We start from the raw sequence: 24,911 nt of genomic DNA on the forward strand, positions 1-24,911 counted from the left end.
GGAGTCACGCTCCGAATTGCGAAAAGCGAATGGCGTATACCAAAAAAATTAAACGATGACTAAAAACTGTCTCATCACGGGCATCAACGGTAACCTGGGCCATGCGGTAGCCAAAACCTTTACCGATGCCTCCTATTCGGTTTGGGGTACAGCCCGTCCCGGCGAATCCACGGATAATAACCCTCAGATCATGACCGGAGACCTGACCCGACAGGATGCGGTCGAAGATATGATGATGACATTAAAGAAGAAGCTGGACCATATGGATGTCGTGGTCTGTACCGTGGGCGGTTTTTCGGCACGGGATATTGCAGATGTCCAGATCGATGATGTCCAGCGGATGATTGAGTTGAACTTCCACACTGCCTTTTACATCTCGAAAGGCATCTACGACTGGATGCATGGCAGGGGACCGGTACATTTTTTCTTTATCGGCGCCAAACCGGTATTGGAGCCGGATACGGGTACTGGAGCCTCCTCCTATACGCTCTCCAAGTCTTTGCTTTTCCATTGGGCTGACCTGCTCAACGCCAAAGGCAAGACCGACCAGATCCGCGCTACGGTGATTGTGCCAGGTGTTATCGATACCCCGCAAAATCGCCAGGCTATGCCCAATGCCGACACCAGCAAATGGGTCACTCCGGAGGCGATCGCGGAAACCATCCTCTTTACCACCCATTCTGCCGGCGAACGCATGGCAAACCGGGTGATTCGGATGTATTGAGATAGTATTCAGTATGGAGTATTCAGTATGGAGTATTGAGACAACTTCTGATTACTAACTACTGACTACCGATTACTGACTACCGATTACTGACTACTGATTACTAACTACTGATTACTAACTACTGATTACTGACTACTGATTACTGATTACTGACTACTGATTACTGACTACTGATTACTGATTACTGACTACTGATTACTGATTACTGACTACTGATTACTGATTACTGACTACTGACTACTGACTACTGACTACTGATTACTGATTACTGACTACTGACTACTGATTACTGACTACTGATTACTGACTACTGACTACTGATTACTGACTACTGATTACTGATTACTGACTACTGACTACTGACTACTGATTACTGACTACTGATTACTGATTACTGACTACTGATTACTGACTACTGATTACTGACTACTGATTACTGACTACTGATTACTGACTACTGATTACTGACTACTAACTCACACCTTCTGCATCTTCACCATATTCCACCGTGAGCCATCCGTCACCTGGATGAGGTAATTTCCGGCAGGTAGATTGCTGACATCGATCTGGCGCTGGTTTGTATTTTTCTTCTCGATCCAGAGTTTGCCACTGAGGTCCCAGATCTGAAAAGATAGCAGATCATCTCCAGGAGTTTGGATCCGGATTTGATTGGCAAATGGATTTGGAGTCACCCGGATTTCAAGCGGAAGGGTGAAAACCACATTGGCTGAAGTCGCCTGATCATTGGTGACCTGCAACTGATCCACCGTCAACACTCCCTGATCCAATGGCTCGATGTCCGTGACAATCTCGAAGCGGTCAATGCTCGTCCAGTCAAATGCCCCGATGGGGTTATGCCATTCCCCGTCCCAGGCGCCCTGTTCGTAAAAATTGGTCAATGGAATGTGTACATGGTACCAACCATTTTCCTGAGGCCAGTTTGCTGGATTGATCTCATAAATGTCGCGCCAGGGTAGGTCCTCCCCACCCTCGTCGGTATCGACAAAACGCACCACATATTTGAAGCCCGGCTGCGTACACTGATAATAAAAGTCGAGTGCGAATCCGCTGGAAGCAAGCCGGCTCAAATCTTTATCGGGAACAAAATCAAATCCGATGGCACTATACAATACGGCGTCCTGCCAGGTCAGGGCATATTCGCCATTCCAGATGGATCCGGTGGCATAAAAGTTTTGTTCGCCACCGTAGCCCCCATCGATAATATTAGGCCCGATGTAATCGGTATAAACCGGAAATCCCACACTATCAGGACGAATCACCAGCGGTGTCTGCGGTGGAACGTTGAGTCCCATGGCCTCTAACAATCCGACATTCAGATCGTGATCAAATAAATCATTGCCTCCTTCCTGAAACAGACCAAAACCACCGTGATAATCCCAGCTGGTCCAGGGGATACCGTGGTCTTCCAGATATTTCCTGACCACCTCATACCAGGAGATCCGGTCATCGTTATTGCTGTTGGGTATAAATACACCGTATTCACCACAGAAGATCGGCACCTGCCGCTGGTCCCGGAAGTCTATGGCGATATCCAGTAATTCTTTGACGTGCGCCACCGTCCCGTCATTGGAATAGCCGTTGTAGGTATCGTTGACCCAGCTACCCTGTAAACTGGCCGGCAAGGCGGGCATCGATGCAGCATTATAGGGAAAAGGTACCCCTGCCAGCGGTGCCATGGATGGCTCTACCCAGGTCGCTCCCTGATGGGTGAACAGGAAAGGATCGTAGAAATGAAAGGTGTAGACCAGCTTGTCGTCCCCCAGATCGGGAATAGCACCGAGGTTCCAATAACTATTGAAACCAGAACCGCCTACCACGATCCAATGGCTATTGTCTTTAGCGCGGATGGTCTGGATCACCTGCTTCTGGATGGCATTCCAGTCTGCATCGGATATGCCGTGGGGTTCATTCAAGATTTCGTACAGGATGTATTGGGAGGCGCCGGAATAATGATCTGCCATCTGCGACCACACCTTCTGGAGTACAGGCCCCACCGACAATTCCGTATTGGCTAGCGGGTCAAAGGTATGATTGTCCAGGATGAGATACATCTTGAGTTCGCTAGCCCACTGCACGACCTGGTCCAGGAAATTCAGGAACAACGGGTCCAGTGTATAGTCCGGCGCTCCGGACGTCATATAATGCAGATTGATGGGCAACCGGACCACATTGCAGCCCAGGCTCCGGATTTGCTCAAAATCGGTTTTGGTATAGCGTGTAAACTGGATGGAATGGGCCGACCCGGCCTGAAACCAACCGGTCAGATTGACACCACGGGTGAAATCGGGCGCCTGTGCAAAAAGAGCAGCAGAAACTCCTGCTATCAAAAGGCTCAGGAGACAGCGTCTTGTCGTTATCATAGGGTAATCGTTTAAGCATTGAAGTCATTAGGATAACGCAAGGATGCAGGAAAAAAATATATAGAAATGTTGAATTTTGAAGGTTGAAAATTCAAGTCACTGATTAATATTACTGATGTCCTTGCAGGTATCTGTTCTCAGATTGCCATTGGCATCGTAGGTGTAGCCGGTGCCGCCGGATCATACCAACTCGCCCGAAACAGATAGGCAAGGCATTCTCTTCGCCCTTGATGCACTACTCAGATATGCTAAGGCTAGATTGGCGTACTCTTAATCATTATTCGGAGCAGGAGGAGTAGCTGGAATTGGCCATAGTTCTCAAAAATCTACATCTTGTTTAATCTCTTTGATTAGTTTGGGTTTCCATCCCTCAGCCACTAGATATCTCCCTTGATTTAGTTTAACCATGATAATTCCATGGTTTTGTACCCAAAACATAGTTGAACTCTTTAGGTTAGAGACTCCTATCTCGTTAAATATTTTAAATATTGTGTATTCATAATTTTCAACAATATATTCTTTTTTATCAAGTATAGTGATCCTTTCGCCTATGAATGGATACATTGGTTTGCAATTAATGTCCTTGACCTCTCCAACTTTAAGGGCTATTATTGTACCATCACTGCAGTTTTCTGGAATGAAAATTAGGGACCCAATGTCTTCACGAATTTCAAAATGAATATTTGTGTTAACATTTCCAATATTGATAAAATACTCGTCCTCTTTAACATCAATTTTCATTGAGTCAATTGCAACAGGGTCACCAATTTTATATTCCAATAATGTATAGCTGCAAATCTCTTCAGTATTGCACCCAACTATGAGCATATAGGCAGCTACTACAATGATCATTCTTAATTCGAGAAACTCCATATCTTATTCCATAATTCAGTTCTTGAATAACCTAATTTGTATTTATTATTTACGCTTTCTAATAGTCTTAGTCCTTTTGTCGCTAAAGGATGAGTTGATGACGCATCCGATTTATTATGAAACATCAGATGATGTCGACTGCTCGGACTTATAGTTGTTGTGTTATTGTAAAACGGATCACTTGAATAATCTACTTATTGTTCGAATAATCCGAAGAATATTCTTGAACATGTAAAAATGACTCGTGAGTAACGGCAGTGACCTTGTCTATGAGAGAAGATTCTCCTGCTGTAGTGTTTATTGAAACACCAAGTTTAAGTCTTCCATCAGAAATAGTCCCACCTTTGTTGCCACCTGTTGTTTCTGCCCCAGTATTTTCCTTCCCACCACCAAAATCACGATCACTATAAGCTAGATCAATTCCATTACTATGATACTTGCCATCAGTCTTGTAGGTGTAGCCATTGATTGTTTGACCTTTGGCTGCAAATTGTCCAATAAATTCCTTTCCTTCATCGGTTGCAAAAAAAGCATTAAATGCTTCTTGAGATGTAATATTCAATATGTTTACTCCAATATTATCACCGTTGACATCCAGAAACTTAACTGGATTGTTAGCAGCATATGAGTACGGAGATTGGAAAGCATATTTTTCAGCAAATGCATCAATTGTCGTAAACCTCCCTACACTCGGGTCATAAAACCTCGCCCCATAATTATACCACCCCAATCCATGATCCGTCAACTGTTCCTTACCATTATACTTATATCGATTGTCAATATCCGATGCGTCATTGATCCAGACCGGCCCTTCGTAGGCCATCCCGAAGGGATAATAATGATTTTCGGAGAGTATCTCGTTAGCACTCGTATTGGTAATGTCGGATGGACTCAGTAGATATCCCAGTATTATTTTTTGCTAGTATAACAATTGATAAGAAATTATCTCACTTATTGTTTGACAAAGGATTTATTGAATCTTTTGATTATGTAGGTGATGAAACTTCCTTTAACATCGTAAATTATTACTGCCACATTTAAAATCTCTGTAAATCACTCTTCTTCCCATTCCTCAGGTTGGACACCAAACTCAAAATCAGCTTGCTCCAAGGCATCTTCAATTGTCTCGTGATAAGTATCAGTCATCTCCTTTCCTTCTTTATCGATATGCAGCAAATAATATCCACTACAATCTTCATACTTTGCTATAATTAGTTGTGTAGGTTTATCAACCTTAAGTCCAGCATTGTAGTGTATGGTTTTTCCGGTTCTTTCATGAAGAAGAGTTAAATACACTCTTTTAATTTTTTTTAACATCATAATTTTTTGCTTTCTAATCTTTGATAATAATTGCTAAGGCATTTTCAATTACTCTGCCTCCAGCTTTATCATAAGCTTCAAAATGGGCATGGTGTGATGCACTTCTTGTTTCATGGGCACCATATCTCACTTGACGTAATCCATCAGCAGACAAGTACCTGCCATTAGAGAGGGACCTGTATCCCGGCCCAAGAAATTTATCAGCAGCTGATAAAAACTGTGTTTCAGTGAGCTTGCCACTTAATATTTCAGGAGCACGTTTGGAAATGGTCCTTAATACTTGAGAAAGATTTATCGGCGTTTTCGCAAAAAATGCTGCAGGATCATTGCCTCCAAGGAAAAGACTAGAAACACTTAATACATCTGCACCATTCTCAAGTAAACCTTGTAAAAAACTAGCTTTACCAGCTATTGTGATTTCTCCATCTACCTTTCGTAATTTAACATTATCTAGCAAGTTATCATTGCTAATTGCAGAAAAGTCTAAACCTTGTGAAATAGCTAATTTCCTAATTAATTTGACCTTAACACTTTCGGGTAGTAATGGTAGAAGAAATAAGTTTCCAACACCATCCTCAATGGATGTCCAAATACTATATCCAATTTTAACGCCAATTAGTGGATCATCTATCGGGTCTCCAGGATCACCACCCCCCGCATTATACTGACCTTCTAAAGATGCTTGGAGGTCTCCAAAGAAATTCTGAGCAGCTATTCCAGTATAGGTTATTGCGAGTGCACCATCAGGATCAATTACTCGTACTGGATTATTTAACCCATAATTAAATGGACTTAAACAATTAAATTTATCAGACTTGGGGTCGACACTTGTCCACCTCCCCACACTCGGATCATAAAACCTCGCGCCATAATTATACCACCCCAATCCATGATCCACCAGCTGCTCTTTCCCGTTGTACTTGTAGCGATTGTCAATATCCGTACCGTCATTGATCCAGACCGGTCCTTCGTAGGCCATGCCGAAAGGATAATAATGACTTTCGGAGAGTATCTCGTTAGCACTCGTATTGGTAACGTCAATGCCCACCCTCCTGCTGCGCGGTTCCTTCACTTCGATGTCCCCCGGACATCGACCCTGCGGGATCGCTCAGGAATTGTTTTTGTCAGTGAAAGTTATTCTTCCCTCCCACCCGCTGCGCGGTTCCCTCGCTCACATGTCCCCCAGACATGTGGCACGAAGTGCATCGCTCGCTCATCAATGTGATCCCGGATGGCATATTCGATACGGATGGACTCCGTAGAGATTCCCGTGTTCACATTAATATTATAGCCACCCATCCGCTTCGCGGTTCCCTCATTCCGATGTCTCCCAGACATCGGCCTCGCTTTGCTTCGGAACATTCAGTCACCTTCAGCATGAGCGATGGACTCCAGCTTACGGGTTGCTCCCACGGTACGGTATTCAACTCCGTGCTAACCCACCCCTTACGGGTTCACTACGTCAGGTGTCCATCGGACATCTGGTGACCAGAGTCACTACACTTCGTTCATCCTGTTGATAGTCGAGCGTAACGCCGGTGTACACTTTCCGGGTCAGTAAGGTACCCTGCGCATCGTAGGTAAATTCGATCTTTTTGGTCGTACCCCACTCGATGGCTGACGGCAGGTTCAGATAGTTGTAAGCGATGTTGGTGATGCCTTTGTAGGTATCTGTCTTAAGATTGCCATTGGCATCGTAGGTGTAACCGGTGCCGCCGGCGCCCGGGTTGAAGCCGAAAGACTTTTGATTATTAGTCGCTGTAGCTGCATCGGCGATACTGGCCAAACGATTGGTATTTATTCGAGATAATTCGGGAAATTCGTGGCTACCTTAAAAAACATTACTCAAAACCCCAACCCCTGCTTCGGCTTTTTGTGTTTCTTGACCTTAGTGGTTTTCTGATTTTCAGCGGGGCAGCCGTACTTGGGGGAGCAGGAGGGCAAGGTGGTGGCTACCAGGACGAGGATGCTGGCGCCGATAAACCATTTGATCAGTGACTTCATTGCAAATACATTTATACCTACGAACGAGCTTTTACCGTACTCCGGGTATGGCTTGATCCAATTTAACCCGTTATTAACCGAAAATACCCGATTGATTTAAGGAAACGCAAACATCTTGCCATACTGACGCTCGCCTGAACGGACGGGCAGGCTCTACTGACGCTCTACTGACGCTCCTTTAAGTCTACTGACGCTCTACTGACGCCCGCCTGAACGGACGGGCAGGCTCTACTGACGCTCCTTTCAGTCGGTCAGCATTCGGTCAGCATTCGGTCAGCGCTATAACCCTACTTACATCTACCTACTTACCGAAGATACCTATAGGTTTCTCCATTCTGGAGCATCGTAGGTCTTTAATGCCGGCTGAGGAACGAGCGTCGGCACGAAATGGCAGCACGTTATGGAAAGCGATCTTCCGGATAGACTCACTACTGTGTACTACATAGTGATTACTGCCTACCGATTACTGATTACACATAGAGATTTCTCCATTCTGGCTTATCCTACGCTTTCAATTCATTTATGCCGGACGAGGAACGAGCGTTGGCACGAAATGACAGTACTTTTTGAAAAGCGATCGTTTGGATTGACTCACTACTGTGTACTACATACTGATTACTGTCTACTGATTACTGCCTACTGTGTACTGCCTACTGTGTACTGCCTACTGTGTACTGACTACTGACTACTCAAAAAATCCAGACATCGCGAATGCGATCGTTAGTGCTTTCTCTTCGTATAAAACGGAAACGTAATCCCCAGCCACGGGATCAGGATAAACCGGTCAATCTCCGGGCTGATGGGTAAAATCCCCCCGTAATCCAACCCAATGCGGCGGATCAGGCTCCTGCCTCCCAAAGACATCAGGAAGAGCGACTCATCGCCGGTGGAGAGGTAATAGTTTTCGGAGAGGAGGAAGCTACGAGGTCCCGTCTGGATCATACCACTCAGGCTGATCGCCGGCCGGTCAGCCCAGGAACCATCGGCAAATCCGTAGCCCAGGCCCAGCGTTAGATTCTTCGAACGGCTGCCTACCGTACCGGTACCATAAACGATCCCAAAGCCGGAGTTTGACTCGCCGAGTATCGTACCGATGAAACCACCGGCCCCCACCTGAAATTTATCGCGGACAACCGGTACCGACACCTTGGGCGTCATCCATACCGGCGTCGCATCCGCACCAAAAAGGAAAAGAGGCACCACCCCCACCCCAAGGGAGACGTTATTGGTTATTCCAAAACTGACCTGATTGTAGAGCACCCACACGTTTTGGTAATAAGCCTCTCCCGGGTGCAGCCCATATCCGTTGGGACTGAAAAAGTATCGCGCGGACTGGGTATTGTAGAAAGGCATCGAGCCAGGGGTTTTGATAATGGGCTCCAGAATGGCCAACTGGTCATTGCGGACTACAATGCGCCCCAACTGATCCGTCTGCATCACGATGCCCAGGGAGTCACGCGATAGTACCGTTCCTGTAAATACGTTACCATCCCGCATTTCCAGGCGGTAACGGGTGGTGTCCACCGTCTGCCCGTGCAGAATACATGAGAATCCCATCAGTAATAGTGCGATTCCAACGATCTGTTTCATCCCAATGATTTACTTGAAAAATAAGGTAAATCATTCTGACCGGTTTAATTATTCGACAAGTACCCTCCTAAAAATGCAGAAACCCGGTCAATAATTCGACCGGGTTTCTATTACAGATTCGTAAATGATGTGCTAAAGGATTTAATGGGTTACCAGCAAACGTTGCTGATAGGTTGTTTCTCCTTGCCGGATCCGTAACAGGTATGATCCTGCCGGCAATTTGGTGACCGGTAACTGCTGTGCTCCTGTTTGGCCAGACCAGGCCCCTACCTGTTGTCCCAGCTGGTTGTAAAGTCTCAATTCGGCACCATTTCTCCAATCCGCAGGCCAGGTAATAGTCACCTGGTCGTGAACCGGGTTCGGAAAAATACGGATGCCCCGCTGCCCGGCATCGATGGCGTGAACGGCAACCGTTCCTTCCGGGAGTAAAACCTGGTCGATCACGTGAACGACACCGTTATCGGTAAGGATATTGGCAAAGGTGATGCTGGCCTGGTTGACTTTTAATCCCTGTGTGTTGACTGTGAAGTTAACATTTTGACCTTCCAGCGTCATTTCAGAAGTGCCGTTCATAAGACTCCCGGTGCGGAATTCTCCATTAAGAATATGATATAACAACACATCCCGCAATAAACCCTGAGGATCCGCTGCCAGGCTGTCCATGACCGCTGTCGGCAAGGCAGCAAAGGCTTCGTCCGTCGGGGCAAAAAGTGTATAAGGTCCTAGCCCATCCAATTGTGCATCCAAACCAGTCAGTTGAAGCAAAGAATCCAGCGTCTTGTGCACAGGACTGGCCTTCACTGCATCGAGGATTGTGAAGGTATCCTCAACCATGACCGGTAACAGGACAGCGTCGATAACCTGTACGACCCCATTCGTCGCTACCAAATCCGATACGGTGATCAGCACGCCATCGACCAGAAACGAATCCATAGTGTTGGTCACCTGCAATGAATCACCCAATAACGTACGCACTTTCTGGTCCGGGCCAAAACCAGCACGCAGGTAATTACCGTTCACGATGTGATGACGCAATACATCCGCAAGTGCACCGGCCGGGTCCGATAAAAGCGCCAGCAAGGTTGCCGAGGGTACTTTTGCAAGGGCAGCATCTGTAGGAGCGAAGACCGTGTATGGCCCTTCCTCTTCCAGAATAGCGGACAAACCGGAATCATCCAGCGCCGCCTCAAGGCCCTGATGGTCCGGGCTCTTGCGGATCAAATCCATTATTGTGGTGGTATCCTCAGGAATCCTGAGCACGACATCGATGAGATGGACAATGCCATTACCGGCAGTGAGGTCCGCCATGATGATCTTGGCGTCATTAACCCAAATGCTCGAATCCACCCGGGTGATGGACAAGACATTCCCCTCCAGACTGGTGAGCAGGTCGCCATCCATTAATGACGATGCAGGATGCAACCCTGCCGTGGCGTGGTACCTCAACAGTTGACTTAAAACCTGCGGCAGCTGCATCAACGAATCCAGGGCACCGGAAGAAAGAGCCGCAAAAGCGGCATCCGTGGGGGCAAACACCGTCAGTTTCGAGGCCCCGGCCAGGGAGCCCGCCAATCCTGCCGAGTCTATCAACTGATTGAGGATCAGCAGTTCCGGGCGCTCGCGTATCAAGCCCAGGATCGTCGTCGTATCTGCCACCGGCGCCATCAGCACCTCGTCCAGGTAATGCAACAGGCCATTGTCAGTCTGGATGTTGGCCATGGTGATCAGCGATTGATTGATGTAAATGCCGGTATCCGTGCGGGTTACATATAGTGTATCCCCGCTCAGGGCAACCAGCTTCTGGCCATTCTTGAGGGTGTTGGTAGGCCAGGATCCGTTTACTACATGATAAGCCAGGAAGTTGTATAGTTTTTGCTCCGGGTCGGCATTCAGGCTATCCAGAAAGCCAGCCGGCAGGTGAGCAAAGGCCGAATCATTGGGTGCGAAAAGTGTAAATGGCCCATCGCCATCCAGAATGGTATTTAATCCGGCAAGGTTAATCTCTTCCAGCAAGGTTTGATGCATCGGGCTGTTCTCCAGCATATCGACCAGGGTGACACGCGTATCGGCTTTGGGTGGAAACAGCACGGCATCCAACACATGGACAACCCCATTCGTTGCGACCAGATCGGTTACGGTCAGGGCAACATCATTGATCAGCACCATACTCCCGGAAATCTGGATCTGGAGCAATCCGCCCTGTCTTGTCGACAAGAATCCATTCACAAAATCGGTGGTGCCATAAGTGCCGGCCACGATGTGGTAGAGTAATACATTGGCCAAATCACCGGTTGGATCCGCATTCAATGAGTCCAGTACTCCGGGTAGCAAGGCCGCAAAGGCGGCATCCGTCGGGGCAAATACCGTATACGGCCCGCCGTTTTCCAGATCATTGTCCAAACCAGCCAATTGCAGTTCCTGGGTCAAGGTATTCAGTTCCGTACGGCCGGCAATCAGGTCCCACACGGTCGTGGTATCCTGTTCTACCACCTCTGGAATCAGCACTGCATCGATGCCATGTATCACGCCATTGGAAGCCATCGAGTCCATAGCAATGATCAGGGCACCATCGATGTGAATACCACTGCTATCCACCTGGACCTGCAGGGCATCACCCGCCAGCGTAGTTAGCGTCTGGCCATCAAGCAAACTGGCGGAGGGAAGTTGTCCGCTGACCACATTATGACGAAGCAAGTCTTTTAAAGCGCCATTGGGGTCGGCAAACAAGGAATCCAGCATGGTGGACGATAATGCGGAAAAGGCAGCATCCGTTGGAGCAAATAAGGTGTATGGACCCGGCATGGCCAGTTCTGCGTCCAAACCAGAAGCGGTTAATGCCGAATCCAGCAGACTGTATTGGGCATTCCTGCCGACCACATCCACGATGGTAACCGGCTCCACCATGGTATCCACCGCCGGCAGCTCTAAAACGGCTTCCAGGAGATGGATGACGCCATTATTCGCGGTCAGGTCCGTCATCATAATGCGGGATCCGTTGATGGTGATACCAAGACTGTCCACAGCCACTTCCAGAGTAGCTCCCTGCCAGGAAATCAATTGTAGACCATCAGTCAGCTCGGCAGCCGGCAAAGAATCGCTTACCAGGTGCAGATCCAGTAAACTCTGGAGGTAACCGGCTGAGTCGGTAATGAAGCTCCAAACTTGCGGGCTCAACGACGCAAATGCTGCATCGGTTGGAGCAAAGCAAGTAATGGGACCCATCCCGTCCAACGATGCATCCAATCCGGCCAGGGTGATCAATGAATCCAGCACCGTCGTCTGCGCATTGCCGGCAATCACATCACGGACCGTAGTCGTATCCGCAGGAAGCTGGAGTACCGCGTTGATCACATGCACGATCCCGTTACTTCCCCTCAGATCCTGGATGATGATCCTGGCCTGGTTGATGTATATACCCGTAGAGTCCATTTTTATGGATAGCTCCTGACCGGCTAGTGAGAGCACCATGGATTTGGTTGCCAGCTGCATGGCAGACAAACTGTCATCAACCAGGTGATTCCGCAGGAGAGGCCCCAGCTTCATGGTATCCAGCAACCATGCCTCCAGCACACCCGGTGGCAGGTTAGCAAATGCACTGTCCGTCGGCGCAAAAACCGTTACTGGTACCGTATCGTTCAACCGGGCATCCAGTTGGGCGGTGAGTAATGCGGTCTCCAGGGTGTCGAGATCCGGATCATTGGCGATCAGGTCCCACACTGTCTGGGTTCGTGCCGTAAAAAGGGTGATAAAAAAGAAAATCGGTATTAATAATGTTCTCATAAGGCAAGGATTGATTGCTTTTGAAGTGTGTTATTAGAAGACCTTGGCATTCAACACGTAATACATGCGAATGATTATTCAAGTCCAGATAAAGCCTGGAAATCAGGAAATGCTTGGGAATGCTTCAACAAAAAAATTGGTACGGAAAATGGTAATGAAGTATTACCTCGGGGTGTCGTCGGAAGTATAACGGGAATTACATGGGTAAATTGTGTCATATACTGCCGGAAGCATCTGCACACATGAAATGGAGCCTGTAACACAGGGTATTCCGTGGCGAAAAAGAATTAAGATTTGGAATGCAATGCAGGTATAATAGAACGCGTTTAAAGTTATTCTTATATATTTAGGTCATGGCGGGATTAAAGAAGGGTGTTAAACGACTGATTTTTGCGGGGGTTATCGGTGTCTCAGTTTTCCTGGCCAGCAGCTCCAAAACCTCTACCGTTGATGCACCACCGCCGGTTGAGCCTTTACCCAGTATAGAATCTCTGCATCTACCTATCGCAGATTTTAAGCAAGAGGTCAGTTCCTGGCTCGATTCCGTCTTTGTGGCTGAAAAATTGCCGGGTATGGCCGTTGCCGTTGTATATCGGGACTCGGTCCTTTTTTCCGGGACCTGGGGTTATACTTCGGTAAAAACAGAACAACCACTGAGTCCCGACTCTCCTTTCCGGCTGGGATCATTATCCAAAGGTGTTACTGCTGTGCTGACCGCACGGTTGGTGGCCGCCGGGTTGCTGGATTGGGACGATTGTGTATCGGATTATGTGCCACATTTTCAAATCGGTAAATATGGCGATATCACGATCCGGCAGTTGTTGTCCCATACCACCGGATTACCTTATCACGCGCATACCTCTCTGATCGAAAGCCGCTGGTCACTGGAAAAATCATTGCCCTACCTGGCGCAGGTCAAGACCATCTCAAAACCAGGTCAGCTTTACAGCTATCAGAATCTGGCCTATAGTGCCATCCAGCCAGTGCTGGAAAAAGTGACTGGTAAACCGATGCCCGAACTACTGAAAGAATACGTTTTTGACCCTATGGGCATGCAGCGTGCCAGTTGCGATCAGGCTTCGATGCTCGAAGACAGCCTTGCCGCCCTGCCTCATGTGCACACCCGCCGGGGCTGGGTGCCCAAAAAGATCAGCGAAAAATACTACAATGCCATACCCGCTGGCGGTGTAAATGCAAGCATCAATGACATGGCCTCCTATGTCAAAAACCTGATGGGTTACGGAGACCTGAATGTTGCTGAATTCAAACCGCTCTTCAAGCCTGAGATCGTCACTCCCATCGAACGCCGTTATTTCCGGGACTGGGACCATCTGGATGAAGCCTATTATGGCATGGGATGGCGCATCGTGGTTAACCAGCAGGACACAGTGTATTATCACGGAGGATTTGTCAATAACTTCCGTAGTGAGATTGCCATGCGTCCCTGTGATGGGTTAGGCGTTGTGTTTCTCTTCAATGAATTCACCCCTTTCGCCAAAACTGCCGTACCTGAATTCTGGCGTCTGTCCAACCGCTACCGTTTCGCTCTCGAGCCATGGCCGATGCCCATCGCAAAATCCTGAAATCTCTGACCCCGCGAAAGTGTTACTTTTGCAGCCATGCAAGGTTTTAACACGCTGATATCGGACGATATTGATCAGGCAGTTTATTGGCTGAGAAAAGGTGAGCTGGTGGCCATACCCACCGAAACCGTCTACGGATTAGCCGCGAATGCCTTGAACAGCATTGCTGTACGAAAAATATTCAGCACCAAAGGCCGGCCCGACTATGACCCATTGATCGTACATACCGACCAGGTGGATAAAATAGCCCATTGGGTTACATCCTTCCCTGCACCTCTCCGGCAATTAGCAGAAGCTTTCTGGCCTGGTCCCCTGACCTTGTTACTCCCTAAAAATGAGTCCGTACCGGATCTGGTGACGGCCGGATTGCCCCGGGTTGGCATCCGGATCCCCGATCATGCGCTGACCAGGTCATTATTGTCCCGTCTGGAGTTTCCACTGGCGGCCCCAAGCGCCAATCCCTTTGGGTATGTTAGCCCGACCACTGCACAGCATGTTGACAATAACTTTAACGGAAAGATCCCGATGATCCTGGATGGCGGCGCTTGCACCAGAGGCATCGAATCAACCATCGTCGGGATGGAAGGTGAAGACCTGATAATTTACCGGCTGGGTGCGTTGGTAAAAGCGGAAATCGAATCCGTGGTGGGCCCGGTACAGCTTCGTCCCCACTCTACCTCCAAACCCCTTGCCCCGGGCATGCTCACCAAACATTACGCCCCCAGCAAACAGGTCATTGTCATCGGCAGTCTCGATGAAGCCATTCCGCTTATAAAGTCGCCAAATGTTGCCTTGATCACTTTCAGCCATGCACTGGACCAGGGATACCGGTCAGTTTGGCTGTCAACCAGAGGTGATCTGGACGAAGCCGCTGCAAGATTTTATGCCACCCTGCAGCAGTGGGACCACGATCCGGCCATCGAAATCATCGTAATCGAGCGGTTTCCAGATGAGCACATCGGCATGGCTCTGAATGATAAACTGCAGCGAGCATCCAGTAAATCATAGGGATCAGGAACCCTGCTTTGACACTAAGTCCTCAGGGATGGATACGATAAGTCTGTCCTTTCTCAACCGGGAATCCAATCAGATAACCGGCATCCGGAATTACGACTGCCAAGGAATCTACGGCAAGTATGACGGGATCCCCTACTTCCGGAACATGGAATACCGGATCATCGGGAAATTCACTCTCATTGGTGACTACTTGTACACCATCGACCTGCACCGGAATCCATGTCCGGATCCGGCAGAATCCATCTTTCGCTGCGGTAATCCAGGCATCCTGAAGCTTTCCATCCCGCCAGGAAATATCTACCGTATACGCCCCGCGTGCTTTCAATCCAAGGACATTCCCTTCCTTCCACGACGAGGGCAAGGCAGGTAGTAGCTCCACGGCACCGGAATGGCTCTGTAACAACATCTCTGCGATCCCTGCTGTAGCACCGAAATTCCCGTCGATCTGGAAGGGAGGATGGGCATCCAACAAGCTGTGGTAGACGCCGCCTCCCGGTCCGTAGCTGTACCTTCCGCTGGCACTCGGCTCCACTGGATTTAATTCATTGTTGATCAGGAGCAACGTGTGGTCACCATCTTTCTGACGTGCCCAGCAATTGATCTTCCAGCCCATGGACCACCCGGTGGATGGATCGCCGCGTCGTTCCAGGGTCTTTCTCACAGCAGAGAATAACTCAGGTGTCCGGTAGGGATCAATTTGATTCCCAGGATAAAACCCATACAAATGGGAAATGTGCCGATGGTGTACGTCGGTTTCCGGGAAGGGCTGGCTCCACTCCAGCAACTCACCATGATTGCCGACCTGGTAAGGAAACAAATGAGCTTGTATCTCTGCCCAATCTTTTGGAGGCTCAATCTTCAATATCCTGGCTGCAAGCAGTGACCGGTCCAGTAGTTCACGGGTGATGGCCATGTCCATGGTAGGACCCATACAAACCGCCGTGGCCGTATCGTGCCATAAAAATTTATTCTCGGGTGATGTACCAAAGCGGGTCAACCAGTGTCCCTGATCGTCCTGGACAAGCATGTCCTTTACAAAAGCGAGCGCCTCAGACATGATCGGGTAGACCGTGGTCCGCAGGAAATCTTCATCCCGGGTGAAGAGGTAATGTTCCCACAAATGGGATACCAGCCATCCGGCTCCCATATTCCAATTGGCCCAGACCGGATCCCCTTTCCCGTAATCTCCCACCGGCCAGGTCTGTCTCCAGATATCGGAATTGTGGTGTGCAACCCAGCCATCCGCATGGTAGTTTGTACTGGCCGTTTTTTTGCCGGGATCCACCATTTCCCGGATCATACGGATGAAAGGCTCGGTGAGTTCAGAGAGGTTGGTATTCTCGGCCGGCCAATAATTCATTTCTGCGTTTATATTGATCGTATAATTGGAACTCCATGGCGGTCTCAACTCCTGGTTCCAGATACCCTGGAGATTGGCCGGTTGGCTTCCCGGCCGTGAGGAGCCTACCAGCAAATAACGCCCAAACTGGAAGAGCAGGGTGACCAGGCCGGGATCTTCGGCTCCTGCTTTGTAGTCTCTTAACCGTTCGTCAATGGGCTTATCCTTTTGCGGTGTTTCACCCAAATCAAGGACCACCCGGTCCATCAGGCTCCGGTGGTCTTCCTGATGCCGATTCCACAATTCGTCAATGGAATGAGTGGAAGCTGATTGCAAGATCTTGCTTGCCTGGTCAGCAGGGTTTAACCCATCCGCTGACGGTGACTTGAAAGGCCCGTTGAAGCTGGTTGTCGCAGTAAATAAAAGCACAATCCGTTCGTCGCCATGCACCTGCAGGACCGAGTCGGTCACCTCACCCTGTCCATCAAGGACCGTAAGCCAGCTTTCAGCCTCCATTCCTTTTCCTCCCCATTTATCAAATCGTACCGGATCCGGCATATTACCCCGGTAACTGGGCTCTGCGTGGTACGGCGCTTTACAGCGCATCACCAGCGTTTTAGCGCCTTCCTGCCGAATACGATGAGGAGTTTGACTGGTCATTGATGCAGCCATGCGAATGCCAGCCGGATCATTGGTTGTAACATCGATCATGGCAACCTGATCCGGATAACTGATGGCAAACCGCTGTATCCAGTGGTACCCATTGCGGTCAAATTGGATCTCCACGCTCCCTTCCCTTAAGTTGAGCGTACGGCGATATCCTGACACTTCAGAAGTATCCTGAAAGTCCAGCCACAAATCACCCAGCGGTGCATACGATTCGGTGAAGCCTCCCTGCATATTCCGGATCAGTTGATCGGCCCGGATCAGGTCTTTGCGCTGCAGGCTGTGCACGATCGTATCAATCCATTTTGGGGCATCAGGATTATCACCTGTGGCGGGCTCTCCTGCCCAAAAACTATCTTCGTTTAGTGGTATGCGTTGCCGGTCAGGATCTCCCAGGATCATCATTCCAACCCTTCCATTTCCGATCGGAAATCCTTCCTCCCAATAATCCGCGGGACGATCAAAAAAATAAGTCAGTTCCGAAGCTGAGGGACTGTCCTTTTTAACGGATTTTGAACAGCTCCCAACAATTAGTAATAAAGCAAGTAAACCTGCATAGCGGAAACAAAGCATAACGCGACAGAATTTAGGGCATAAGATAGGGACAAAAAGGGAGATAGGTCTCCTGCCGGCGCACCATACTTATTAAAACAAATGATTATATTTGAGCAAATGATGGATCCATGAGTCGCCGAGTACCTACGCCTGCTATGATCCTCCGGATGATCCGTGTATTCTTTCAGGATTTATTCAATCTGAATCTGGATAAAGCTGCCGATCAGGACACCATTGAATACATCCGTAAAGGGGTCATCTTCCGGGGCGCCAATCTGTGGATCCTCATTTTTGCCATCATGGTGGCGTCCATCGGCCTGAATAAGAACAGTGCTGCGGTCATCATTGGCGCCATGTTGATTTCACCCCTGATGGGACCGATCATGGGGGTCGGATTGGGCATGGGCATCAATGACATTCCCCTGATTCTGAAGTCTATAAAAAACCTTTCAATTGCGGTGCTGATCAGTATCGTCACCTCGGCATTGTATTTCGCCATTTCTCCGCTTAACGATGCGCAATCGGAGTTGCTGTCGCGTAAATCTCCCGACCTTTTTGACGTTTTGATCGCCTTCTTCGGAGGTCTGGCCGGGATAGTAGCCGGTTCGCGGCAGGAGAAATCGAATGCCATCCCGGGTGTTGCCATTGCCACGGCGCTGATGCCTCCATTATGTACCGCTGGATTTGGCCTTGGCACCCTGCAATTTGATTATTTCTGGGGTGGGTTTTACCTCTTCTTTATCAACGGTGTGTTCATCAGTCTCGCTACCTGGATTATCGTGCGCTTTCTTAATTATCCGCATGTTGAATTTCTCGATCCCAAACGCGAGCGGCGTACGAGACAATTGATCTTCCTTTTTACTTTAATCACGATCACACCAAGTGCCTTTACAGCGCTACATGTGGTCAGGGAAAGTATTTTTAAAAACAAAGTCAGCCTGTTTATCGACAATGAAGTCCGGAATGGCATGCTAAAACGATCGGTGATCACGCGGGATATCTATTATACCAGGGACAGCAGTCATATTACCCTTTTTCTGAGTGGGGAAGCGATCCCGTCTGCAACGGTAAAAGCGCTGGATAACCGCCTCCGTGAAGATAAAAGTTATCTGTTGAGGAACTTCACGTTGGAAGTGCATCCTGAAGCAGGGAAACAGGACACCGTCAATTACACCAACATGATCAAGGAGATGAGCGCCCAGTTGCAAACGGAATTTTTCCAGAATACGCTGACCCGCAATCAGGAAGAACTCACGCGCAAGGATAATCAAATTGAGACACTGGAAAAGCAGTTGGCATCCTTCAAAGGCCAGCAATACCCGCTGGATGAAATCGCCAGTCAGTTAAAGGCAATGGACCCGAATCTCAAATCCGTTTCCATTGCCCGGTTGCCAAAATTTGAAGTTGATTCGACACGACTCGATTCCATAACCGTAGCAATGGTCCGGTTTGAGCGCAAACCCAATACTGCCAAGCTAAACGAGATCAAGAGCTTTTTGGCCGGCTGGACCAGAACCACCGATCTGAAGTTAATCGTAAATTGACCCCCGGGTGCGGCACCTAATTATTTAAGCAATTTTGAATTTGTATGAAAACCATCATTGAGCCTTTTAAAATCAAATCGGTTGAGCCTATCTATTTTACCACTTTCCATGAGCGTAAGGAATTACTCAAAGACGCCCATTACAATCCCTTCCTGCTCAAAGCCCACGATGTCATCATTGATTTGTTGACAGATAGCGGAACTTCTGCTATGAGCAGCGCCCAGTGGGCCGGTATCATGCTGGGAGATGAATCCTATGCCGGTGCAGACAGCTTTTTCAAATTTGAAGCTGCAGTTAAAAAGATAACCGGACTGCCCGTAGTGATTCCCACCCATCAGGGACGGGCAGCAGAGAAAATTCTGTTCACCATCCTTGGCGGTACCGGCAAGACTGTCCTGAGCAATACGCTGTTTGATACAACGCGGGCCAATGTTGAATTCACTGGAGCAGAAGGAATTGATCTGGTCTGTGCCGAAGGAAAACAACCCGGATTGATCGCAGACTTCAAAGGAAACATCGATTTGGCAGCACTTGAAACCAAAATCCAGCAAATAGGTACAAAGAACATTCCTGCCGTCGTCATCACCATCACCAACAATTCGGGAGGCGGACAGCCCGTCTCCATGGCTAATATTCAGGGTGCCCGGGCCATCTGTACGAATTACGGGATCCCGCTGATCATTGATGCCTGCCGGTTTGCCGAAAACTGCTATTTCATCAAAATGCGTGAACCCGGATTCCGGGACCGTTCTGTCCTTGAGATTGCCCAGCAGCTCTTCTCGTATGCCGATATGGTTACGATGAGCGCCAAGAAGGACGCGTTTGCCAATATCGGAGGATTTTTAGCGCTCCGTGATGAAGAGCTGGCGCAGCAATTTCGTAATCTGCTGATTGTCACCGAAGGATTTCCCACTTACGGTGGATTGGCAGGCCGGGATCTGGAAGCCATTGCCCAGGGCCTGGAGGAGATCGTGGATGAAGATTACCTCAAATACCGTATCCGCAGCATCGAATACATTGGGGATAAATTATCCGAACAAGGGATACCGCTGGTTCTGCCTACCGGGGGGCATGCCGTCTATCTGGATGCTGCTTCCTTTTTGCCCCATATCCCACGCCACCAATACCCGGGACAGGCGCTGGCCTGTGCGTTGTATCTGCACGGTGGCATCCGCGGTGTCGAAATCGGCAGCGTCATGTTTGGAAAATACAATAAAGAGGGTGGTCTCATCTCCCCTCCCCTTGAATTGGTACGACTGGCCATTCCCCGTCGTGTCTATACGCAGAGCCACATGGATTATGTCACGGAAGTCATCACGGACGTCTTTCACCACCGCAATACCATCCGCGGCATGAAAATAACCTACGAAGCACCGATGCTCAGGCATTTTACGGCGCGGTTTGAAATGCTGGGATAATCTGATTTCAATGGTGTTACCCTGGTGATTGATGCATTGCGTCAGGAATCAATTCGTTAATTTCGCGCAGAACAAAATCTTGACATGGACGGTATTCAAACCACCGATTTTCATTTTCATCCGGATCAGGTCGTATATCACGGCAAAGTACGGGACGTTTACACGATCGGAGAACGGATGATCATGGTTGCCTCTGACCGCATTTCTGCATTCGATCACATCCTTCCCCGGCCCATACCTTATAAAGGACAGGTACTTAATCAGATGGCCGCTTTTTTCCTGGAGGCAACCCGTGATATCGTGCCCAACTGGATGGAGTCCTGCCCGGACCCCAACGTGATGATCGGTAAAAAATGCGATCCTCAGCGCGTCGAGATGGTTATCCGCGGATACCTGGCCGGCCACGCCTGGCGGCAATATAAATCCGGCGCCAGGATCCTGTGCGGCGTGTCTATGCCCGATGGCATGAAGGAATCCGATAAGTTTCCTGAGCCCCTCATCACCCCGGCGACCAAAGCCGACGAAGGTCATGATGAAGACATCACCCGGGAAGATATCCTGGCCCGCGGCCTGGTGGATCCCGGTCACTATGAGCTTATGGAGAAGTATACCCACGCTCTTTTTGCCCGTGGCAGCGCGATGGCGGAAGCCCGTGGGTTAATCCTGGTTGATACGAAATACGAATTCGGCATCTACCAGGATGAAGTAGTGCTGATCGATGAAATTCACACACCCGATTCATCACGATATTATTACCTGGAAGGTTATACCGAAAGACAGGGCCGCGGTGAGCACCAAAAGCAACTTTCCAAGGAGTTTGTCCGCGAATGGCTTATGGATCACGGTTTCCAGGGTCTCGATGGCCAGGTCATGCCGGACATGCCCGACGATTTTGTGCAGGAGATCAGCGAGCGGTATATCCATCTCTACGAACTGATGACCGGCACTTCCTTTGAAAAAGCCGACTACGGCCAGGTGCTTAACCGGATCCGGCATAATGTGGAAGCGTATCTGGGCAGTAGTCAGTAATCAGATTAAGGAGTTAATAAGTTAATGGGTGAATAAGTTAATGAGTTGGTCTACAACACCACCTTTTAAGTTAATCAGTTAATCTGAATATTAGTTAATGAGTTAGTCCACACAACACCACAACACCACCTCTTGAGTTAATAGGTTAATGAGAAAATAAGTTAATGAGTAAGTCCACAAAACCACAATACCTCCTTTTGAGTTAATCAGTTAATCTGAGAATAAGTTAATGAGTTAGTCCACAACACCACAACACCACAATACCTCCTTTTGAGTTAATCAGTTAATCTGAATATTAGTTAATGAGTTAGTCAACATTTCCAAAGAGCTCATAAAACCACAACACCACATAACCATAATACCACAATACCATAATCCCAAGCCCATCCCACCGTAAACACGTAAAAACGTCAACACCTAAACACGTTACCCCACATAATCTTCCAGGTACCAGAAGTTCTCAGTCAGTAACCCATCCCGGGCGATCGTGGCCCGCTTGAGTATATTTCCTTCGTCGCCGTTAAAAAACTGGGGTAAGATGTGATTGATGAATTGATTGCCAAAGGTTTGTGAGGCGTCTCTCGGCAGCTCATTAGGCAGGTTATCGATGGCCATGACATCAACGCAGTCAGGCATATAAGGTGCGGTCTCCTGATTCGTGACAGGATCATACCCATAAACCGGCTCCTCGATGGACGAAGCCCGCAAAGTACAGGGCACGGAGGCTTGCGGCGCAATGTCACAACTGATGTCGGCGATCACCTGAATGCGAAAATCAGGCAGGAGCATCTCTTCCCTGGTAAAAAATGCCGGTGCTTTCGGATCCCAGTAAATGCCGTTGATCAGGATATCGCACACCCGGTAATAATCTGCAAAAACGGTCTTAAATCGTTGCGGATCCGTATAGTATTCATTCTTATTGAAAGGAATGCCTTCCCGGTGCTCCGCATAGTCTTCTGCCGAAAGCTGTGTAAATACGGTTCTGCTGTATTCATTTTCCAGAAAATCTTCAGGAGAAACCCGGTGGAACCCCATGTCCTTCAAGACCTGAACCGCCCCGGTGCCTACCCTGCCCGTACCAGTGACTATGATTCGCAAAGGTGGCCACCGGACGGCTTCAAACTGGCTCCTGGCCTCCTGGTAGTCCCTGCAATCCTTCATGCGCTTCAGGGCAAAGAGCCCGGTGCGCTGACCATACGTCCAGATCCCATTGTAAGCTCCAACCATGCCGGCAAAATGCCCGAAAGCGATCAGCCGGTTGTTGTATTCATCGGTGAGCACTTCATAGTCGATCAGGGTGATCTTTCGTTCCAGAATGGTCTGGAGCATTTGTCGATTGTAGGGTTGCTTTTTGATGGTATGGGAAAAAAACATGAAGATCTTTTCGGGAATCAGGTCCCTGATTTGTACTTCCTTGACCCCCATCAATACATCACAAAATTCTACATCATCAACCACCGGAACGCCAACATCCATGTATTCGTGGTCCTTAAAGCATCGATTGGGTGATCGCTGCACAAATACCTGTATACCAAACTTTTCGATCACCAGGGCACATTGGAAGGGTGCCAATGGAACCCGCGTGTCCGGAGGTATTTTACCTTCTCGAACGATACCAATTTTCATATTTCGGCTGGGCTTTTAGACCGGAGCGACAACCAGTCCTCCGGCAAGGCCGAATATACAGAGAATACCCACGCACGATCACATGATACGAATCAAATTTTATCCACATCACCCGTGATCGGAAAGACATACGGCCATACCTCTTATGCTTATCCCAAATTTGAATAGTTGGTAATGTCTAATGCTTCCTGCCTGTATGGATCTCTTCGTCCTGATTAATGAACACGACTGAGAGAATCAGAACGAGCATGCCGATGACAAAGTAACTTATATGCAACCAGTGAACCGACTGTAAAAGCATGGTCTGGATCAATATCCAGCCGATCAGTATCACGCCACTGGCCATCGCCAGCCGATATTGATATCCAGAGTTTCTAAACATCGCAAAGGTTGCAACAAGGGCAGAGCCACCTACCATCATCGATAGGAATGCTCGGGGCAAAAAGTAATCCCGAAAGGGGGTGTGTTCAAGCAAGCCTGGCGGAAATTGAAAAATCCTCCCATCAGGATAAAGCATTAACAATACCCCTGACGGAATGGCTGTCAAAGCGTTAAAAAGACAAAGAATCCGGATCATTATTCGCATAATATCTGGCTTATGGAAAATGGAATTCAACTCATCAGGAACTCGTACACTGACCGGACTGAAGTCACCGCAGCATAGGAAGGACGAACGTTATTCCATCAGGCAACCAGGCAACTGCTTATGGCCCCTCACCCGGGACAGGAGGTTCATAACCCGGAGACACAAAGGAATCTACTTCCTGCACTTCTTCCAGTTTATCTTCTTCTTTGATCAGAGGCTCTTCCGGATCCGGAAGATTTATAGAAACCTTCTGTTCATGGTCGGCCGGTTCGTGCAATTTTCTGACACTGCTTTTATGCTTGATCATCAGATTAAATTTTAGCCTGTGCTATAGATACACTGGACCTGCGGGTGAATCAATGACCGTGATCAGGAAACACTTTGATCACAATTTGTAGTGTGGTGGATCCGCAAGGAACTTTTCATGGAATTCATTAGTTTTGTCTCATGATGGTTCAACGGACCATCCCGCTCGAACCAACAACTATGGGGCTGACTGGATTTGACAGGAAATGATATCGGTAAGTAAGCATGCCGTAGAATGATCGTCTAACTACGTTAATCCACACGATCGAACAATAATTGGCGACTACAATTACGCCTTGGCAGCCTAATTCTAGGAATTAGAATGCCTTTATGCCGTACGTTTGATTCCTGATACACAATGTACCGCGTATAACAAACCCGCAGGATAGCCTGAGCGACCGTTCCGACGACCAGGCGAAATAAAGGAAACCGGATGACTGCACGTCCGTTTAAGAGCCGGCAGTTGTCCTAAATTCAAATCTTAATCTAAGCATGTAGAAAGCTTATGGGTACTTTCTCTGGACCCGGGTTCGACTCCCGGCAGCTCCACTAAGTGCCTTGCAGATG

General features: G+C 48.5%; 20 protein-coding genes and 1 other RNA gene. 7 read left to right on the forward strand and 14 right to left on the reverse strand.

Annotation, left to right across the window (positions count from 1 at the left end; all coding sequences use genetic code 11):
• The first annotated feature begins 55 nt into the window (after positions 1-55).
• Complete coding sequence (locus H6570_10415) at positions 56-724, forward strand: SDR family NAD(P)-dependent oxidoreductase (GenBank protein ID MCB9319687.1); 669 nt, start codon at positions 56-58, stop codon at positions 722-724.
• Between the two features lie 479 nt (positions 725-1,203).
• On the opposite strand, the gene H6570_10420 is transcribed toward H6570_10415, so the two are convergent.
• The 10 genes from H6570_10420 to H6570_10465 all read right to left on the reverse strand — a co-directional run bounded on the left by H6570_10420 (position 1,204) and on the right by H6570_10465 (position 12,675).
• Positions 1,204-3,108: a cellulase family glycosylhydrolase gene (locus H6570_10420; protein ID MCB9319688.1), complete on the reverse strand. Its 1,905-nt coding sequence runs from the start codon at positions 3,106-3,108 to the stop codon at positions 1,204-1,206.
• 318 nt (positions 3,109-3,426) lie between these two features.
• On the reverse strand, positions 3,427-3,981 hold the full coding sequence (locus H6570_10425; GenBank protein MCB9319689.1) for a hypothetical protein: 555 nt from the start codon (positions 3,979-3,981) through the stop codon (positions 3,427-3,429).
• Positions 3,982-4,171: 190 nt separating this feature from the next.
• Positions 4,172-4,804, reverse strand: a complete 633-nt coding sequence (locus H6570_10430; protein MCB9319690.1) for an RHS repeat-associated core domain-containing protein — start codon at positions 4,802-4,804, stop codon at positions 4,172-4,174.
• A gap of 230 nt (positions 4,805-5,034) precedes the next feature.
• Entirely contained in the window at positions 5,035-5,298 is a 264-nt protein-coding gene (locus H6570_10435; protein MCB9319691.1) for a hypothetical protein, read from the reverse strand.
• A 16-nt stretch (positions 5,299-5,314) separates the two neighbouring features.
• Positions 5,315-6,280 (reverse strand): RHS repeat-associated core domain-containing protein, encoded by a 966-nt coding sequence (locus H6570_10440; protein ID MCB9319692.1) that lies wholly within the window; start codon positions 6,278-6,280, stop codon positions 5,315-5,317.
• A 155-nt stretch (positions 6,281-6,435) separates the two neighbouring features.
• Positions 6,436-6,639 carry a hypothetical protein gene (locus H6570_10445; protein ID MCB9319693.1) on the reverse strand — a complete coding sequence of 68 codons (204 nt, stop codon included), beginning with the start codon at positions 6,637-6,639 and terminating at the stop codon, positions 6,436-6,438.
• Positions 6,640-6,763: 124 nt separating this feature from the next.
• Positions 6,764-7,087 (reverse strand): hypothetical protein, encoded by a 324-nt coding sequence (locus H6570_10450; GenBank protein ID MCB9319694.1) that lies wholly within the window; start codon positions 7,085-7,087, stop codon positions 6,764-6,766.
• Between the two features lie 59 nt (positions 7,088-7,146).
• Positions 7,147-7,305, reverse strand: a complete 159-nt coding sequence (locus H6570_10455; GenBank protein ID MCB9319695.1) for a hypothetical protein — start codon at positions 7,303-7,305, stop codon at positions 7,147-7,149.
• Between the two features lie 720 nt (positions 7,306-8,025).
• Positions 8,026-8,895, reverse strand: a complete 870-nt coding sequence (locus H6570_10460) for a hypothetical protein (GenBank protein ID MCB9319696.1) — start codon at positions 8,893-8,895, stop codon at positions 8,026-8,028.
• Between the two features lie 141 nt (positions 8,896-9,036).
• The gene (locus tag H6570_10465) at positions 9,037-12,675 is read right to left on the reverse strand and encodes a fasciclin domain-containing protein (GenBank protein ID MCB9319697.1); all 3,639 of its coding nucleotides are present in this window, start codon (positions 12,673-12,675) and stop codon (positions 9,037-9,039) included.
• Between the two features lie 353 nt (positions 12,676-13,028).
• Between H6570_10465 and H6570_10470 the strand changes: the two genes are divergently transcribed.
• Entirely contained in the window at positions 13,029-14,258 is a 1,230-nt protein-coding gene (locus H6570_10470) for a beta-lactamase family protein (GenBank protein ID MCB9319698.1), read from the forward strand.
• A 36-nt stretch (positions 14,259-14,294) separates the two neighbouring features.
• The gene (locus tag H6570_10475; GenBank protein ID MCB9319699.1) at positions 14,295-15,266 is read left to right on the forward strand and encodes a threonylcarbamoyl-AMP synthase; all 972 of its coding nucleotides are present in this window, start codon (positions 14,295-14,297) and stop codon (positions 15,264-15,266) included.
• A 31-nt stretch (positions 15,267-15,297) separates the two neighbouring features.
• Here the strand turns inward: H6570_10475 and H6570_10480 are convergent, their stop codons facing one another.
• The gene (locus H6570_10480; GenBank protein MCB9319700.1) at positions 15,298-17,853 is read right to left on the reverse strand and encodes a glycoside hydrolase family 95 protein; all 2,556 of its coding nucleotides are present in this window, start codon (positions 17,851-17,853) and stop codon (positions 15,298-15,300) included.
• Positions 17,854-17,963: 110 nt separating this feature from the next.
• Here H6570_10480 and H6570_10485 point away from each other — a divergent pair, with 110 nt between their 5' ends.
• The 3 genes from H6570_10485 (at position 17,964) to H6570_10495 (ending at position 21,826) form a co-directional block, all read left to right on the forward strand.
• A complete protein-coding gene (locus tag H6570_10485) occupies positions 17,964-19,379 on the forward strand; it encodes a TIGR00341 family protein (protein MCB9319701.1) in 1,416 nt (471 codons plus the stop codon).
• Positions 19,380-19,423: 44 nt separating this feature from the next.
• On the forward strand, positions 19,424-20,797 hold the full coding sequence (locus tag H6570_10490) for a tryptophanase (GenBank protein ID MCB9319702.1): 1,374 nt from the start codon (positions 19,424-19,426) through the stop codon (positions 20,795-20,797).
• Between the two features lie 84 nt (positions 20,798-20,881).
• Positions 20,882-21,826, forward strand: a complete 945-nt coding sequence (locus H6570_10495) for a phosphoribosylaminoimidazolesuccinocarboxamide synthase (GenBank protein ID MCB9319703.1) — start codon at positions 20,882-20,884, stop codon at positions 21,824-21,826.
• Positions 21,827-22,252: 426 nt separating this feature from the next.
• Here H6570_10495 and H6570_10500 read toward each other — a convergent pair whose 3' ends face one another.
• The 3 genes from H6570_10500 to H6570_10510 form a co-directional block, all read right to left on the reverse strand.
• Positions 22,253-23,452: an alanine dehydrogenase gene (locus tag H6570_10500; GenBank protein MCB9319704.1), complete on the reverse strand. Its 1,200-nt coding sequence runs from the start codon at positions 23,450-23,452 to the stop codon at positions 22,253-22,255.
• Between the two features lie 178 nt (positions 23,453-23,630).
• Positions 23,631-24,029, reverse strand: a complete 399-nt coding sequence (locus H6570_10505; protein ID MCB9319705.1) for a hypothetical protein — start codon at positions 24,027-24,029, stop codon at positions 23,631-23,633.
• Positions 24,030-24,156: 127 nt separating this feature from the next.
• On the reverse strand, positions 24,157-24,345 hold the full coding sequence (locus tag H6570_10510; protein ID MCB9319706.1) for a hypothetical protein: 189 nt from the start codon (positions 24,343-24,345) through the stop codon (positions 24,157-24,159).
• Positions 24,346-24,526: 181 nt separating this feature from the next.
• On the opposite strand from H6570_10510, the gene ssrA reads away from it, so the two are divergent.
• Positions 24,527-24,896, forward strand: a transfer-messenger RNA (tmRNA) gene (gene ssrA, locus H6570_10515).
• The last annotated feature ends 15 nt before the right edge of the window (positions 24,897-24,911 follow it).

The sequence above is a fragment of the Lewinellaceae bacterium genome, assembly GCA_020636135.1.
Taxonomy (GTDB): domain Bacteria; phylum Bacteroidota; class Bacteroidia; order Chitinophagales; family Saprospiraceae; genus JAGQXC01.